Here is a 16,464-nt window from a genome sequence, read left to right on the forward strand (position 1 = left end):
TTGAATTTTCGTCGGAACGATTCCGGTTCCCTCGTTTTATTTATTAGTCTATGTATTGTCGGGGAGGGTCTTTTGTCTTACAATAGAGAACGTATGCAAGACTTTTAGAGGGATATATATCCAAAGGAGCACGCTATGCGGCAATTATTTCTTTTTCTCATTCCGATAACCATTTTTATTATTGCGTCTTTATCCTTGTTTTCCCCTCAAATGATTGAAGAGCCCGCAACGAAACAATTATCGGAAAAACATGTTGGATTGGCGGAGAAAATCATCACACCGATGGGGTCCGATGATGTTTACATAAATGCAGAAGCCGTCGTTCTGTTAGATGGCGATACCGGCAACGTTCTCTGGCAAAAAAATGCAAATGAACCCTTGCCACCGGCAAGCATGTCAAAAGTAATGACGATGTATTTGATTTTGGAAGCGCTTGAAAACGAAGAGATGGATATTGAAGATGATGTGGATATTAGCGAGGTTGCCGCAGGGACCGGTGGCGCCAGCATCTATCTACGGGAAGGGTCTGTCTTATCGGTTGCGGATCTTTTTCAAGCAACAGCGATTGCCTCCGCCAATGATGCATCAGTGGCGCTAGCTGAATATGCAGCCGGAAGCGAAGAAGCTTTTATCGATCGTATGAATGAAAAGGCGAGAGAACTAGGGCTGTCTCAAGATGCGCACTTTATCAATGCCAGCGGTCTTCCTCATGAAACATTAAATTTTGAATCCAGAATGACTGCTCTGGATACAGCATTGCTCGGTTACCATTTGCTTCATGATTATCCGGATATCATAGACCTTACAAAACAACCAACGTTAAGCCTTTCATACAGGAACCAGATATTGCCCAATACCAATGAACTCTTGGAAAGTAAAGACGTGGATGCCAACATAGATGGGGCAGATGTTGATCAACGTACAAGTTTCCCCGAAGTGGATGGGCTAAAAACAGGCTATACCCGTGGGGCAGGATACTCATTTATCGGCACTTCCGAACAACACGGCAAACGATTAATAGCCGTTGTCATGCGTACAGATTCTTCTGAGGCTCGTTTTGAAGAAACGCAAAAGATATTGAAAGCCGGATTTGAACATGTACATGAGGACCTTCGGGTCGAGCGTGAGTGAGCCTCCCGCGAAGAACGTAGTTTCCTCGGGTGAGGAGGTCTTTTTTTATGTATGCGTATCTTTTATGCATTCTCGTTGTCCTATTTTTTGCGGGAAATATTCTCGTTGGCAAAGCCATTAATGACTTGCCGCCGTTTACGATTGCTTTTTTTCGTTTAGTGATCGCGCTTGTCATTCTTTTTCCAATTGGCTATCGCACGGCCCGGAAGCATCGGAAGCAATTTATAACATATCCAATTTAGGACACAAGATTTTCCTTCGCTTTCTAGCCTCAGTATACACACTAAAGAGTGAAAAATCATCGATTCATCACCCTTGCCATTGTACCTGATTTGCCTTAATGTTTATTTGAGAAATGAAATCGAAGGAGAGATAACATGAGCGTGGATGTTCAAGGGGAAAGATGGCATCCTTCTGAAAAAACATTTGCTGAAGAGATGCCTGAATATTGGGGCCATTGGTATTGTGATTCGGAAATTGCTCCGCTGAAAGCCGTACTTATTCACAGACCGGGGGATGAAATCAATGGGATACACAAAAACAATTATTCCAATTATCGCTTCCGGGCTCCGATTCAGCCTGAACGAGCGCGAAAGCAACAAGATGCGTTAGCGGAAATATACCGAGATCATGGCATTGATGTACACTACGTCCAAAACCAAAGGGCGGACAAGCCCAATGCCATGTATGTCAGAGATTTGCTGTTCATGACACCGGAAGGAGCGATCGTGGGAAGACCCGGGAATCCTTTCAGACGCGGAGAAGAAAGAGCAGTCGCTCAGACGTTGACGGACCTGGGTGTTCCCATTATCTCAACGGTTAATGGGGACGGGATTTTTGAAGGCGCCTGTGCCATGTGGATTGACCGTGAAACCGTCTTGATCGGAACCGGAAGCAGAGCAAACGAATCCGGAGTCAGACAAGTGGAGTTTGAGTTGCGAAATCTCGGCGTCACCAACATTATCCGCACGCAAATTCCTTACGGCAGCATCCATTTAGATGGGTATATGAATATGGTTGATCGAAACAAAATGGTCATTTTCCCGTGGCATGTAACCTATGATTGTGCCAAACAGTTAATGGAACGTGGCATTCACCTAATTGAAGCTACGAATATCAAGGAAATAAAGCATACGATGGCATTAAATTTTGTGGCCCTCGAACCGGGGAAAATCATCATTCCGGCTGGAAATCCCGATACGACGGCATTGCTCGAACAAGAAGGCATCGACGTCATTGCCATCGAGATGGATGAGATTATGAACGGGTGGGGAGCAAATCACTGCATGACCGCTTTTCTGAGAAGGGAGCCTCTGATGTAATGCTTTCTAAAGTATTCGGCATTGGTTGGGATGTCGGCGGTTGGATGGGAAACAATCACGGTGTCGCGATTTGTGAATGGGATCCGGCAACGACCACCATCGATTGGATAGGCACACCGACCGAAATTGCCATCCCGGAAAATGGAAATTTGTCATTGCAACACTTAATACGTGCAGTTGATCCTAGCTTTACCTTTGACGCTAGCGATCACAATCAACACATAATTGGCGTGGATGCCCCGCTTGGTTATCCAAAAACGTTTATACAATTCATCAATGGCGAAATCAACCACGTGGATAAGCCGGAAAAAGAAATCCACAATCCTCTCGCCTATCGATATACTGACAGGGTCATCTATAAAACGCAGGCGAAAAAGCCTTTATCCGCGGTTTTTGATCGAATCGGAAATAACACCACCGTCGCTATGTCCCATGCGAAGATGTGGGAAAAACGCAATGGCTTCAAGATCTATCCAATGGCAAAGCAAGAAAAAGCAGACAAGAAAATCATTATAGAAGTGTATCCCGCTTTGATTAAAGCGTCAAAAACTTCAGAAGCTCATGCAAACCTCAAACCGTACTTACCCACCGACGTGAAACCGGGAACCGATGCCTACGATGCCTGTATTTGCGCCCTCTATGCCGTAGCTTTCGGCGCAAACGACGCTCCTTTGCCCAATCTCGCCCACCCTCCGGTACATGCAAAAGAAGCGGTAAAAGAAGAAGGGTGGATTTATTACTTCGAAAAGGGTGAATGAATTGCAGAACCAAGAAAAAGACATCATCCGCTATTTTGAACAGATGGATCGTAGTTATTTTGTCGATGAAAATAAAGAATTGGCCTCCTTGGACCGACCTATATCCATCGGCTATGGTCAAACGATTTCCCAACCAACGCTCGTTTTAAAGATGACGTTGGAACTTGATCTTTTCCCTCAATCGAGTGTACTGGAAATCGGGACGGGTTCCGGTTTTCAAACTGCTTTACTTGCCGCATTTTCCGACACAGTCTATACCGTTGAACGCATTAAAGCCTTGCATGAGTGGGCAAAAGGAAAATTGCACGAATCGGCATTTACGAACATTCACCTTAAACGGGGAAACGGAAGCCTTGGCTGGAAGGAAAACGCTCCCTATGACCGCATTATGGTGACTGCCGCCGCTTCTGAAGTTCCGGCACAACTCCTCGAACAGTTAAAAAACGGCGGAAAGATGATCATACCCATCGGCAGCCCGCACAGCCAAGACTTGACGTTAATCGAGAAGAACGAACAAGGAGAGGTTACATCCACATTCATTATGCCGGTCGTGTTTGTAGGTTTGGTCGATAGTGAAGATTAACAGCGAAAAAAATAAGACACTCATGAGAGTGTCTTAATCAATAGTCATGTTATTAGAACATTGGCAAAATGTAATTAGCAAGAAAGTACAGAATGGCAAGTGTAATGATGACTAAAGCTGAGTATTTGATCAACGTAGAGATTGTTAGGCTTGGATTGCTCGTTTTTTGCTTCTGATACTCTTCTTCTTTTCTATGATCACTCATCTTTTATCACCAACCTTATAAGGTGTCTGATTTGGGAATTTCCCTGCCAAATAGATACGTAAACGTCGAAAAATATAAAAAAGTTTGGGCGGCCACTCACGCTTTTTTGCTCATCGTGCATTCCGATTTTATTAGTGATGAACAAAACATACTGGCTAAATATTACATTCATACTAGAATGATTGTTTTATTGTTCATCGTTTAGTAAAATAATTAGTATCTAGTGAACAAAAAACTAATTCTAAAGGTGCTTTATATTTAAATGGGGTGTGTCTGTGATGAAATTGCAAGATGTCCTGCCTAAAATGAGCAAAATGTATTTGTCACGAATCATTGATAGTTTTCTGAAAGATGTAAAGATCAAAGAAGAAGAAGAAATGCGACAAGTTATTTTAAAAAACATTGACGAATTTCAGAACAAAGATCGTGTGAAGAGAAATTTAAATTTTCTGGAGGAAGAAAGAGACATTGCACTTCTCAATGAAATGATTCTTATGTCATTAATGGAAAACGAGGGCTATGTGTTAGAAGAAGCATCATTGCTACAAGAAGTAGAAAAACTGGAAAGCCAGATAGTGTCAGATAGTGGGAATGAAGAGTTTATAAAAGGTTTAATGTCGGAAGAATATTATAGAATTTACTCTTCTGTTCTTTCAGCTGCCTGGAAAAAAGACGAGGATTTAAATGCTCACGAAACCAATATGTTGATGGTTTTAAGAAAAGAATTAGGGATGTCAAAGAGAGATCATTACATAATCGAAAGCTGGATAGGACGCTTTCCTCAGAAAGGGAACAAACCTCATAGTCACAGGCAAATTGAAAAAGCGTTGCGTAATTTACAATCACGCGGGCTTATCCTTAGGTTTAAATCCAATTCCGCTTATTACATAATACCGGCTGAAACTGCCAGAGTAATTCGATATGAACTTGGTGGCGAACTCAGAAAGGTAACTTACGAAGAATTACTAGGGGATTTAACGAAAAATCATTTGAAGCATGTTGTATCGCAATTCAATTTGAATTCTTCCGGCTCTAAAGAGGCAATAATTAAACGAATTCTTAAGCATGATATTCTGCCGTCTCAAACCCTAGATACTTTTTCTAATAAGGATTTAACAGAGATTCTAAAAAACTTAGAGGGAGTCAATATCTCAGGAAGGAAAGAGCAAAGAATCAGTAACATCATTGATTATTATGAAAATCTATCAACCTCTAACGTATCTGATCCAACTGACGAACGTTCATTGTACTATGATTATTTTGATGAATTAGCTTCTCGGGATTTTAAACCTTTACGTGTCAATAAAGTGATTGAAAAAGACATCGATACCGAAAAGTATTTTGAAGAAGCTACAAAATATTTATTTGAGACAAAACTGGGAATTGAATTAGTTAACATGTCTGGAAGTAAGCATGCGGATGGCAAGATAAAATTTAGTAGTAAAGAGTCTATGCTTTGGGATAACAAAAGTGCAGAAACAGACTATACTTTTCCTGATAATCATTTTAACCAGTTTCTAAACTACATTAGAGCGAATGATAATCGAGTAACTGCTTTCATCATAATCACTTCCTCGGTTACCGATGATGCGATTTCTAAAGCACAAAAATTAAAAGCTTACACTGAAACAGATACTGACGTGGCCCTCGTTACAGCTGAGGACCTAAAGTATGTCGCTGAAAACTGGAAAGCATACTCCACACAGAAAGAACCCAAATTTAATTTACAAGTACTTAACTACACGGGACAATTGACAAGAGAAATTCTAAAAGACAGAATGAACTGGTCTTTTTAGGATTCCCCTTTTTATTAAGTACGTTTCCTACGGCATGCATGATTAACACATGCCGTTTTGTTCATAGCAATAAAATATTCGTAAAGTTATCACAAATGTTTGCTTGTTTAAACTTCAGTCATATAATCCCAAAGATTAAACTTCTTGTTATGAACTTGTATTCCATTACTTTTGCACGTATCTAATCGATACACGAAGGAGGCCTTCACATCATGGAATTGGATGTCATTGTCGTGGGCGCAGGGCTCGCAGGATTGGTTGCAACAGCTGAAATCGCCGATGCAGGAAAAAAAGTTTTACTTTTGGATCAAGAACCGGAAGCTTCCTTGGGCGGTCAAGCGTGGTGGTCGTTTGGCGGCTTATTTTTGATTGACTCCCCGGAACAACGCCGAATGGGGATCAAGGATTCACAAGAACTGGCTTGGCAGGACTGGATGGGGACCGCCGATTTTGACCGAGAAGAGGATGAAGATTATTGGGGGAAGAAATGGGCGGAAGCTTATTTGGCATTCGCCGCCGGGGAGAAACGTGAATGGTTGCGTAAAATGGGCGTTCGGTTTTTCCCGGTCGTAAGTTGGGCGGAACGCGGTGGCTACCTTGCCGAGGGACATGGGAATACGGTCCCCCGCTTCCACATCACATGGGGCACAGGCCCGGGATTGGTGGAACCGTTTGAACGCCGGGTCCGCGAGCATATGAAAAACGGGCTGGTCGATTATCAGCCACGTCGTCGCGTGGACCGCCTAATGACACAAAATGGGGCAGTTGTAGGCGTCAGCGGTTCCAAATTATCCGAAAGCGATGTGGATCGAGGAGAGGAAAGTTCTCGGGATGTGACAGGCGATTTTGAATATAACGCCGCAGCGGTTTTAGTCTCGAGCGGAGGCATAGGCGCAAACTTTGACTTGATCCGCGACAATTGGCCAAGTCGGCTCGGGGATCCGCCAAAACAAATGATTTCGGGCGTACCGGCGCACGTCGATGGCCGCATGCTTTCTATTACCGAAAAGGCCGGCGGTCGTATCGTTAATCGAGATCGGATGTGGCACTACACCGAGGGGATTAAAAATTGGAATCCGGTTTGGCCCAAGCACGGGATCCGTATTCTTCCGGGACCTTCGTCAATCTGGCTGGATGCACGCGGGCAGCGGTTCCCGTCTCCCAATTTTCCGGGCTTTGACACTTTAGGGACATTACACACGATACAAAAATCCGGATACGATTATTCCTGGTTTATTTTGACCGAAAAAATCATTGAAAAAGAGTTCGCGATTTCGGGCTCCGAACAAAATCCCGATTTAACCGAAAAAAGTATCAAAAAGGTATTAAACCGGGTGAAATCCGGAGCGCCGGCTCCTGTACAAGCGTTTAAAGACAAAGGCGAAGATTTTGTCGTAGCCGATACGTTGGAAGAACTCGTTGCCGGGATGAACGATTTGACCGATGTGCCATTATTGGATGCAAAAGATATCGAGCGGCAAATCCGTGCTCGAGATCGTGCCATCGATCATAAATATACAAAAGACCTGCAAATAATGGCGCTTCGCAGCGCTCGTCAGTACTTTGGCGATAAAGTGAGTCGAGTGGCCAAACCACATCGCATTCTCGACCCGAAAAACGGGCCGCTGATTGCCGTTCGCTTGAATATTCTCAGCCGTAAAACGTTAGGCGGCTTGCAGACGAATTTGTCCGGGGCTGTATTGAACGAAAGGGGCGAAGCGATTCCCGGGCTCTACGCCGCCGGGGAAGTTGCCGGGTTCGGAGGAGGCGGTGTCCATGGGTACCGTTCCCTGGAAGGGACTTTTCTGGGCGGATGCCTGTTCTCGGGACGAACAGCAGGGCGTGCGATAGCGGAAGAATTAGGATAAGAAAAATAACAGATAGTGGAGGGACCATTCTTCGTTATTTTTTCAAATATTCATATTGACAGGCGAATTCTAGTACAGTAATCTGCATAAAAGAAATTAACTAATATTCTAAAATATAAAAAAGGATGAGATTATGACTACTTCTCTCAGTATACTCGGTGAACTAAAAGATTTACTTGGTGAAGCACGTGTCCATCAAGATCCTGCATTGCTTGACGAGCGGGCAACAGACACGTGGCCGTTAAAATTGGTGCACAAAGCCATTGGCGAAAAAATGGATGCCCCTTTATGCGTCGTGCAGCCGAAAAATACAGACGAAGTTTCAACGTTACTGACATTTTTGCATGAAAAAGGCATTGCCGCGGTTCCATATGGGGGAGGATCCGGGGTGACCGGAGGTGCTCAGTCGAATGAGAAAACCGTGCTTATTGACATGGGTGAGATGCAAGACATCATCCATCTGGATGAGGAAAACCTGACCGTTACGACGCAACCGGGTATCATACACGGCCAACTGGAAGCGTATTTGAACAGTCTTGGCTATATAAGCGGCCATTATCCGCAATCAATTGATTTGGCGCAAATCGGCGGTTTAGTCGCGACGAGGAGTGCAGGACAATTCAGCACCAAGTATGGAAATATTGAGGAGCTCGTCGTTGGGCTAGAAGCCGTATTAACAACCGGAGAGATCATACGGATAAAAAACGTCCCCCGTCGCTCAACGGGGCCGGACCTGCGTCAATTATTCATAGGGTCGGAAGGAACGATGGGGATCATTACGGAAGTGACGATCAAAATATTCCCGAAACCGGCAGATCGTTGGCTGAATGCCTACGGCATTGCGAATATGCGGGAAGGATTACAGATAATACAAGCATTCATGAGAGAAGGCTGGAATCCCGCGGTCGTTCGGCTGCACGATCCATTGGGAGCGAAACGTAAATACTCGGACGTTTTAAATGATGGCGAATCGATTTTACTCCTTCTTTCCGAAGGCCCAAAAGGATATGCCGCGACAGAAGGGCAAGCACTGGATCAAATCATTCGGGATGGCGGCGGGCGCTCCCTCGGTGCTAAACCGGTCGAACAATGGCTGGAGCACCGCAATGATACCCAAGAATTAAAAAAATACACGAGCCAGGGCATCATCTTAGACACGATTGAGGTGGCCGCAAATTGGGAAAACATCGCGATTATCTATGAGCAAGTCACCGAGCGGTTGAAAAACGAAGTCCCGGAAGTGGTGCTCATCACCGGACACTCTTCCCACAGCTACCCCCAGGGAACGAACATGTATTTTATTCTTGCGGCCAATGCCCCGCGCGATGCGGAGGGAGTAGAGCGTGTGTACTGGTCGATCTGGTCGAAAGTGATGGAAATCACATTGGAAAACAACGGAACGATCGGCCATCATCACGGGATCGGACGACTGCGGGCGCCATGGATGCGCGAGGAGTTAGGGAGTTCCTATCAATTATTAGAAAGGCTGAAAGAAACCCTGGATCCTCGCGAAATCATGAATATAGGGACGCTGTTACCCGAAGAAGGGGAGGAGTGACAATATGTCCATCAAATACATTCTCGCCATTGATGCAGGGACATCCGGGATTCGAACGATGCTTTATGATTATCATAGCCGTGAAGTAGCTTCTACCTACAAAACATTCACGCAATTCACACCCGCACCAGGGTTATTGGAACATGATCCGTTGGAAATCTGGGATGTCACCGCTAACCTGATGAATGAAACGTTGCGAAAAGCCCAAGCATCAGCGGAAGACATTGCAGCGATCGGCGTCACCGGCCAGCGGGCGAGCGTGATTGCTTGGGACAAAACCAGCGGCCATCCCATTCATAATGCCATCGTTTGGCAGGATATACGAACCCGTGACAGATGCAAGGAACTCACCAAACAGATTGGATTTGAAGTGAGCACCATTTCCGCCTATACAAAATTTGAATGGTTGCTTAATAACGTTCCTCAGTGCCGGGAGAATGTTCAAAATGGTGATGTATTGATTGGTACCCTCGACACTTGGCTTATCTGGAACCTTACCGGCGGTGAATCTTTTGTAACCGATCCTTCCAACGCGGTCACGACGATGATGTGGCTTCCGCCAACGGGTAAATGGAGCCCGGAATTGGCACAATTAATCGGCATGCCTGTCGAGAAGCTGGCAACCATTGTCCCTACCAGCCATGTTTGCGGGACAGCTGCAAAGGAAGTGATCGGAGCGCGAATCCCCGTTGCCGCTGTGGCAGGGGACCAGCAAGCGGCGATGTTCGGACATTTATGCCGAGAGCCCGGGGAAGGAAAAGCGACATACGGAACGTCCGTCATGGTTAACGTCAATACAGGGAAAAAATGGACGCCCTCGAAAAAAACAAATGTACTTGCATTATGGCGTATCGACGACGAAGATCATTTTTGCCAGGAAGGCACGGTCATCACCGGAGGTGCGTCCGTCAGCTTGGTACAAGAGCTTCGGATTCTGGAAAATGTGGAGGAAAGTCTTGCTTTAGCTGAAAGCGTTTCCGATAGCGGGGGAATATTTTTTATCCCGGCTTTGCAAGGGTTAGGTACACCTTATATGGATCCGACCGCCAAAGGGGCTTTATTGGGTCTTACGCGAGCGTCGACCCGTGCCCATGTAGCGAGAGCAGTACTGGAGAGCATCGCTTTTCGAACCCGACAAGTCGTGGAAACATTGCGGGAAAGCTCGCCGGTACCGGCATTGGAGACGCTGCAAGTTGACGGGGGAATGGCCGGAAACGATGCCTTTTTGCAAATGCAGGCAGACGTCCTCGGAACGAACGTGCAACGACCGAACACCAATCAGGTAACATCGCTGGGCATCGCTTATCTGGCAGGGTTAGCGGTTGGGTTTTGGACGAGTGAAACAGAAATCAAAAAAACAAAAGCACCGGGAAAAGTCTTTACGCCAAGTGATGATGCTGTCAACATGCAGGAGCGTTATCAGCAGTGGGTGAAAGCTGTGGATGTTGTCCGTGAACTTGGCACCACCGATCTTGAAAAGGAGCTGGAAGCATGAGCATTCACCCCTTCAGCCCGAAAGGACGAAAACAAGCACTGGAACGAATGTCAGAGCAATCCTTTGACCTCCTTATCATTGGGGGTGGCATTACAGGAGCAGGATTGGCGAGAGATGCTGCCCTTCGCGGCTTAAAAGTAGCCCTTGTCGAAAAAGAAGACTTTGGATACGGGACTTCGAGCCGCTCATCGAAATTAGTGCACGGCGGGGTGCGGTATTTGGCTAATGGTGAAGTAAATTTGGTCAGGGAATCAGCTAAGGAGCGCAAGGTTTTAAAAGCGATCGCTCCCCATTTAGTCCACCCTCTACCGTTCGTATTTCCGTTATATAAAGGCGATAACAAAACGAAATTCAAAACCGGATTCTATATATTTGACAAGATGGCCGGCAATTCCGAAGAGGATAGCCACCAATCATTAACGCCTGCTGACGTCCGTGAATACGCCCCGAATCTCAGAGACCCTTTAAAAGGCGGATTCGTGTACGGCGAATACATCACTGAAGACGCCCGCTTCACCGTAATGAACGCCTTATCGGCCGCTGAACATGGAGCACTTGTTGCCAATCACTCAGCAGCTATCCGGATCGAATCCGATGAACACGATCAGGTCATCGGCGCTACTGTTCAAGATACTTTAACCGAAAAACAATTCACTGTTAACGCAAAAATAACGGTCAACGCCACCGGTCCATGGGCTCAGCAAACCTTGGAAGAAAACGATTTAACTGCACCGAAAGACTTGCTGTTAAGCAAAGGCATCCATATTGTTTTTTCCGCTGCTAAATTGCCGATCAATGGAGCAGTCGCCTTAAAATCAGCGGACGGGAAAGAAGGTTTCGCGATCCGACGGTGGGATTATGTGTATGTAGGAACCACCGATGTGCCACATGAAGAGGAGATTCATTCAACGACAGCTGATCGTAAGGCCATACATCATCTCCTCGATATGACGCAGAATTGTTTTCCCGATGCTCAATTATCGGAAGCAGATATAAAAGGCACATGGGCCGGATTACGTCCGTTGATTCTGGAGGAAGGCAAATCAGCGAGGGATACATCCAGACATGATGAAGTTTGGAAAAATAAAGAAGGACTTCTTACCATTGCCGGCGGGAAACTCACTACGTATCGGAACATGGCAGACCGAGTACTGAATGAGGTGGGCGAAAGCCTAGACATGGATCTAGAGGACAATCACCGGACTGCTGAAGTGAAACTCCCCGGCGGGGATATTGGAGATGACTTTGAAGCATTGAAAAAAGAGATGGAAACAACATTGGCGACGTACGGGATCAATGAAGAAACGACGGAAAGATTGACATGGTTATACGGATCGTCTATTAACACTTTGATTCAATACGGTCGTGAGGATTCCGTCTGGCTGGAACCATTGGCCGACGATGTCCCCGCCATTAAAGGAGAGGTTAGACTTGCCGTTGAACAAGAAATGGCCATGAATCTCATCGATTTTATGGACCGTCGCGCCGCGCTGTTGCTTTTTGGAAGCGAAAACAGCCATGCTGCCGCAGAAACAGCGGCAACGATTATGGGAGAATATTTCAATTGGGATGAAGCGGAAACGAAGCGGCAAGTGAAAACCTACACCGCTTATGTTGAGCGTCATCGTATCCCCGTTAAAACATTGGGGTGATCTCGCGTTCGATGACGCGCCGCTGGGTCTCAATCACTTGTTGAGGATCAATCAGTTGAAGAATGAGGTCTTGCAATGAATCGCAATCTTTTCGAACAATTAAAACGGCTTCGGTGTTGGCGTCCGTTTGGTTGGAGAGCGGCATGATTTTTAAAGAGGAAGGGGGACGATTGAGTCCGGCATCCCAGACCGTGGCAAGGTTGCTCGTTTGCACGAGCAAGTCGAAAATCAGCGTTTGGACTTTTCACACAAATTCTCGACAGATATCATCAAAAAGCACGATGTCCTCTGTATTGAGGATTTGAATACGAAAGGAATGCTGAGAAACAGAAAACTGTCAAAGGCTATAAGTGACGTATCTTGGTCAGAATTTGTGCGGCAGCTCAAGTATAAAGCAGATTGGTTAGGAATCAAGAATCTCGTTACTTTAGTGACGAGAGGTTCAATCAGGAGATTCACAGCGAGTAATGCGGCAAGTTATCGCGCTTTAAAACGGGCTTCGTCAATTATAGAGGTTTGTCGTAGCTATATGATGCGATCGCTGACCATGATTTTTCTGTATTTTTTGCTACACATAAACGCAAACAAATATTTACACACAGTGAACACAAATCGGCATATGACTATAAACAATCCCAATATCTATACCGCTGGGCATTCATAAGCCTGGGAGATTTTTTGTCTATATATAACAGCTCAAAACAAGAGATGCAACAGGATTCCAGAAAATCCAGACAAAACGCCCGTGTGAATAACCCCAGGGCCGGAGTGTGGATAATGCGTCTCCCCCAATTTTTAAATTTAAGTTAACATAATATATATTATCGGAAGCAATATCTAAACACCTAGCTAGACACAGATACCCCCTCATCGACATAATTTTTGTTGTATATCTATGCATTTTGTCTTCTCCTTCTCTTTTTTGGTGATTTATAGAGAATTTTCTACTGTAATTTATCGGGTATGTTTTTCTCGTTGGAATTTTCTTTATCGATGATTTCTGTGAAGATATTGCTTTGCGAAGGATCGACGGTGTTTTTGTTTGCTTGTCCATTTTCAATCAGTTGCATTAAGTTTTGGATATCTTCTTTAGTTGCCGGTTGTTTTTCCGGTTTTAATGTATAGCCTAGGCTACCGCTCGACTCGATGGTTGCGTATTGAACATCTTGAATGGACGCAATCCCTGCTTCTCGTAGACGCGCTTCTGCTTTATCGACCGGAAGCAACATTTTCTTTAAATTCTTTTCGTTAAATGTGCCATTTTCGATAATCGGCACTGCTTTACCGGAAATCGCCGTTTCCGCGGGATTAAATTTTATCTGGATATATTCTGTGGCAATGAGACACAGGATCAATACCAAAGCGATGCCTAATGTCCACCAAGTACCATTTCCGGTGAGCGGCTGAATCATTAATGAACCGATCCCGATCATAATCGCGGTTTGCGGAATCGTCATTTGTGATATGGATCTTCTGCCACTTATCCGTAAAATCGTTGTCCCGCCGATGTAAATAAGAATGGCCTGCAAAACTAATTCCATCATCAAATCCCTTTCTCTTTTCCTCCATAAACGGAATATTTCATTTATATCATTTGTTTCTTGTAGGTTAGATATACAAAATTTATTTTAATGGTGTACAAAAAAGCACCGTCGTATACAACCATACACGACGATGCCTTTTTGTCACCTATTATTTTCTTTTTCATCTAAACAAGTCTTTGTCAATATATTCAGAGAACATGAGCAACGATCTCAATACAACGAAAGCCCTTCCTACTCTTTCATCATTGCGGCTCCTTGACCGCGCCATAGGAATTGAGCATGTACTTCTCTTTTAATGAGAATATGCCTTATAAGATAGAAATGGGGGTTCAAATCTTGAGGTGATCATCGAAGTAGCAGGTGTTATGGGGCTAATCAAACACCACTTCCAAAGAATACACGAAATATGATAGGAAGTCAAATTGATGCGCAGACGTAGTCTGCTCAATCATTTTCGTCACTTTTTTCGACCACCCTAGTATGCCTCCCGTTATACGCTTTTCTCAGTACAGATTTTCACTGTTTCAGATTGATTGTGTCGATAACACGCCCTGAATATGGTCAATAGCCCTCGGATCTTCAATCCCGGTGACGTCACTGGTCACTTCCCCTTGTGTAACGATTTCTTTTAACAGGCGACGCATCACTTTACCGCTTACTGTCTTCGGCATTGTGTTAACGAAAAAGATCCTTTGCGGCCGGGCAAATTGACCAATGCCAGCTTCAATACTTTGATTGATCTTTGCTTCCCATTCCTTGTCATCTGCAGCTCCCTCCGACAGTATCGCGAAGACAACGGGAACCTCTCCCTTGATTTCATCCGGCCTGCCGACCACAGCAGTTTCGGAAATTCCTTCGTTTATGAGCACGGCATTCTCCATTTCCATTGTGCTTAGACGATGGCCGGAAACATTAAATGCATCATCCGAGCGCCCCACGACCCAGAAATAACCGTCCTCATCTTTTAAAGCGTTGTCACTTGCGTAATAGCAACCTTCCACCTGACTGAAATATTTTTCATAGTACCGTTCGGGCTCTTTCCATAATGTTCGACACAGCATTGGAAATGGTTGACGTAAGACCAGGTTACCTAACGTCCCTGGAGGTACAGGGTGACCGTCATCATCGACGATACCGGCCTCAGCACCTAAAAACTCAACCCCGACGGACCCGGGCTTCATAGGCGTAAGCCAGGATGCTCCCGCTAAAGGGCATCCTGCGGTTTCCGTTTGCCCCCACGTGTTATTCACACATATCTTTCCTTTTCCCAACACATCGTGCGTCCATTGCCAAGTTTGACGGTCAAATGGTTCCCCTACTAAAGAAACAACATCGAGAGAAGAAAGATCATAGGGTTTAAGTGCTTGATCCCCGAGGCTGCGAAGCATCCGTAATGCCGTAGGAGCAGTAAACAATTTATTGACACGGTATTTATCTATGATTTGATATATACGATCGGCGTCCGGATAATTTGGAGCCCCATCGTAAACAACGGTTGTCACACCGTTTGCCAATGAACCGGCAACGCCCCATATATGCATCGTTAGCCAGCCGACATCAGCGGTACACCAAAAAACATCGTCGGGACGATGATCCATGTGATATTTTGCATAAATGTAATTTTGGACGACAAATGCCATTCCGGAATGGACAACACCCTTTGGTTTGCCTGTCGTCCCACTTGTATAGAACACAATACCGGGCTCATTCGCCTCGACAGGTTCCGGTTCACAATGAATGCTTACCTTCTTCCGTTCTTGATGCCACCAAAAGTCTCTTCCCATCTCCATCGCCGGTTCAGTTCCTAGGCGATTGACAACGAGTACCGCACCGGCATTTTGAATGCCCTCAACCACATGATCGACTTTTTCCTTCAATGGCGTCACTTTACCCCGCCGCAGACTGGCATCAGCAGTGACGATCACCTTTGGTTCAAAGTTCAATAGTCGATCCTGTAAAGATTGTTCAGAAAATCCGGAAAAAATTGTACTGTAAACAGCTCCCAAACGAAAACAAGCAAGGATCGCGATAAAAGATTCGGCAAGATTGGGGAGATAAATAGCCACAGGGTCTCCTTTTTTTACCCCGAATGACCGAAGAACATTGGCGAATCGGTTTACTTCAGCAAGCAACATTTGGTAAGTAAAAAAGCGCGATTCTCCGTCTTCGCCCTCCCATATAAGTGCCGTTTTATTGCCGACCCCATGCTCGATATGCCGATCCAATAGATTATAACAGGGGTTGCTGATGCCGCCCTTGAAAAATTCGAAGTCCGGCAACGACCCACTCATTGTTTCTTCCCACGGCTCAAACCAATGTAATTCTTGTGCCACCTCGTCCCAAAAGGCTTCCGGATCGTCTTGAGATTTCTTTAATAAGGCTTGAAAGGCTTCCCTGCTTCCCAGGGTTGTCGATTGCTCTTTAGCTGGATCAGGATAAACAAGCCGGCTGTTCTTGATTTCAGTATGAATGCCTCCTGCTTTTGCAGTCATCAAATCTCCCCCATTTTTGAAAATGTCGTCTCCAAAAACCAATAGAAAGCGCTTACATTA

Annotated in this window: 13 protein-coding genes and 1 pseudogene; 11 read left to right on the forward strand and 3 right to left on the reverse strand. The window is 45.2% G+C overall.

The features are described 5' to 3' along the window. Nucleotides 1-135: 135 nt before the first annotated feature. From DT065_RS02395 to DT065_RS02440, 10 genes are all read left to right on the forward strand, one after another. Entirely contained in the window at nucleotides 136-1,131 is a 996-nt protein-coding gene (locus DT065_RS02395) for a D-alanyl-D-alanine carboxypeptidase family protein (protein WP_114370531.1), read from the forward strand. A 47-nt stretch (nucleotides 1,132-1,178) separates the two neighbouring features. Continuing rightward, complete coding sequence (locus DT065_RS02400; RefSeq protein WP_114370533.1) at nucleotides 1,179-1,373, forward strand: EamA family transporter; 195 nt, start codon at nucleotides 1,179-1,181, stop codon at nucleotides 1,371-1,373. A 135-nt stretch (nucleotides 1,374-1,508) separates the two neighbouring features. Then, nucleotides 1,509-2,453: a dimethylarginine dimethylaminohydrolase family protein gene (locus DT065_RS02405; protein WP_114370536.1), complete on the forward strand. Its 945-nt coding sequence runs from the start codon at nucleotides 1,509-1,511 to the stop codon at nucleotides 2,451-2,453. Further along, on the forward strand, nucleotides 2,453-3,211 hold the full coding sequence (locus DT065_RS02410; RefSeq protein ID WP_114370538.1) for a DUF429 domain-containing protein: 759 nt from the start codon (nucleotides 2,453-2,455) through the stop codon (nucleotides 3,209-3,211). Before DT065_RS02405 ends, DT065_RS02410 begins: the two co-directional genes overlap by 1 nt. A gap of 1 nt (nucleotide 3,212) precedes the next feature. Then, complete coding sequence (locus DT065_RS02415) at nucleotides 3,213-3,794, forward strand: protein-L-isoaspartate(D-aspartate) O-methyltransferase (protein ID WP_114370540.1); 582 nt, start codon at nucleotides 3,213-3,215, stop codon at nucleotides 3,792-3,794. A 483-nt stretch (nucleotides 3,795-4,277) separates the two neighbouring features. Then, the gene (locus DT065_RS02420; protein ID WP_114370542.1) at nucleotides 4,278-5,795 is read left to right on the forward strand and encodes a restriction endonuclease FokI C-terminal domain-containing protein; all 1,518 of its coding nucleotides are present in this window, start codon (nucleotides 4,278-4,280) and stop codon (nucleotides 5,793-5,795) included. A gap of 212 nt (nucleotides 5,796-6,007) precedes the next feature. Continuing rightward, the gene (locus DT065_RS02425; protein ID WP_114370544.1) at nucleotides 6,008-7,663 is read left to right on the forward strand and encodes an FAD-binding dehydrogenase; all 1,656 of its coding nucleotides are present in this window, start codon (nucleotides 6,008-6,010) and stop codon (nucleotides 7,661-7,663) included. 133 nt (nucleotides 7,664-7,796) lie between these two features. Then, a complete protein-coding gene (locus tag DT065_RS02430; RefSeq protein ID WP_114370546.1) occupies nucleotides 7,797-9,221 on the forward strand; it encodes an FAD-binding oxidoreductase in 1,425 nt (474 codons plus the stop codon). A gap of 4 nt (nucleotides 9,222-9,225) precedes the next feature. Next, a complete protein-coding gene (locus DT065_RS02435; RefSeq protein ID WP_114370548.1) occupies nucleotides 9,226-10,716 on the forward strand; it encodes an FGGY family carbohydrate kinase in 1,491 nt (496 codons plus the stop codon). After that, the gene (locus DT065_RS02440) at nucleotides 10,713-12,368 is read left to right on the forward strand and encodes a glycerol-3-phosphate dehydrogenase/oxidase (RefSeq protein WP_114370550.1); all 1,656 of its coding nucleotides are present in this window, start codon (nucleotides 10,713-10,715) and stop codon (nucleotides 12,366-12,368) included. The genes DT065_RS02435 and DT065_RS02440 overlap by 4 nt, the downstream gene beginning before the upstream one ends. Here the strand turns inward: DT065_RS02440 and DT065_RS02445 are convergent. After that, the gene (locus DT065_RS02445) at nucleotides 12,352-12,513 is read right to left on the reverse strand and encodes a YhfZ family protein (RefSeq protein ID WP_237220102.1); all 162 of its coding nucleotides are present in this window, start codon (nucleotides 12,511-12,513) and stop codon (nucleotides 12,352-12,354) included. The two genes, DT065_RS02440 and DT065_RS02445, sit on opposite strands and share 17 nt — an antisense overlap. A gap of 51 nt (nucleotides 12,514-12,564) precedes the next feature. Between DT065_RS02445 and DT065_RS02450 the strand changes: the two are divergent. Then, nucleotides 12,565-12,771, forward strand: a pseudogene (locus DT065_RS02450) (IS200/IS605 family accessory protein TnpB-related protein); the annotation flags it as partial. Between the two features lie 541 nt (nucleotides 12,772-13,312). Here DT065_RS02450 and DT065_RS02455 read toward each other — a convergent pair. Both DT065_RS02455 and DT065_RS02460 read right to left on the reverse strand, forming a co-directional pair. Next, nucleotides 13,313-13,912: a DUF421 domain-containing protein gene (locus DT065_RS02455; protein WP_335743568.1), complete on the reverse strand. Its 600-nt coding sequence runs from the start codon at nucleotides 13,910-13,912 to the stop codon at nucleotides 13,313-13,315. Nucleotides 13,913-14,436: 524 nt separating this feature from the next. Beyond that, nucleotides 14,437-16,404 (reverse strand): acetate--CoA ligase, encoded by a 1,968-nt coding sequence (locus tag DT065_RS02460; protein ID WP_114370556.1) that lies wholly within the window; start codon nucleotides 16,402-16,404, stop codon nucleotides 14,437-14,439. Between the last annotated feature and the right edge of the window lie 60 nt (nucleotides 16,405-16,464).

Origin of the sequence: Salicibibacter kimchii (genome assembly GCF_003336365.1) — a bacterium.
Lineage (GTDB): Bacteria > Bacillota > Bacilli > Bacillales > Marinococcaceae > Salicibibacter > Salicibibacter kimchii.

Coding starts and splice junctions, on each gene's coding strand:
- DT065_RS02395 (WP_114370531.1), top strand. CDS start 136: ATGCGGCAATTATTTCTTTTTCTCATTCCGATAACCATTTTTATTATT.
- DT065_RS02400 (WP_114370533.1), top strand. CDS start 1,179: ATGTATGCGTATCTTTTATGCATTCTCGTTGTCCTATTTTTTGCGGGA.
- DT065_RS02405 (WP_114370536.1), top strand. CDS start 1,509: ATGAGCGTGGATGTTCAAGGGGAAAGATGGCATCCTTCTGAAAAAACA.
- DT065_RS02410 (WP_114370538.1), top strand. CDS start 2,453: ATGCTTTCTAAAGTATTCGGCATTGGTTGGGATGTCGGCGGTTGGATG.
- DT065_RS02420 (WP_114370542.1), top strand. CDS start 4,278: ATGAAATTGCAAGATGTCCTGCCTAAAATGAGCAAAATGTATTTGTCA.
- DT065_RS02425 (WP_114370544.1), top strand. CDS start 6,008: ATGGAATTGGATGTCATTGTCGTGGGCGCAGGGCTCGCAGGATTGGTT.
- DT065_RS02430 (WP_114370546.1), top strand. CDS start 7,797: ATGACTACTTCTCTCAGTATACTCGGTGAACTAAAAGATTTACTTGGT.
- DT065_RS02435 (WP_114370548.1), top strand. CDS start 9,226: ATGTCCATCAAATACATTCTCGCCATTGATGCAGGGACATCCGGGATT.
- DT065_RS02440 (WP_114370550.1), top strand. CDS start 10,713: ATGAGCATTCACCCCTTCAGCCCGAAAGGACGAAAACAAGCACTGGAA.
- DT065_RS02445 (WP_237220102.1), bottom strand. CDS start 12,513: ATGCCGCTCTCCAACCAAACGGACGCCAACACCGAAGCCGTTTTAATT.
- DT065_RS02455 (WP_335743568.1), bottom strand. CDS start 13,912: ATGATGGAATTAGTTTTGCAGGCCATTCTTATTTACATCGGCGGGACA.
- DT065_RS02460 (WP_114370556.1), bottom strand. CDS start 16,404: ATGACTGCAAAAGCAGGAGGCATTCATACTGAAATCAAGAACAGCCGG.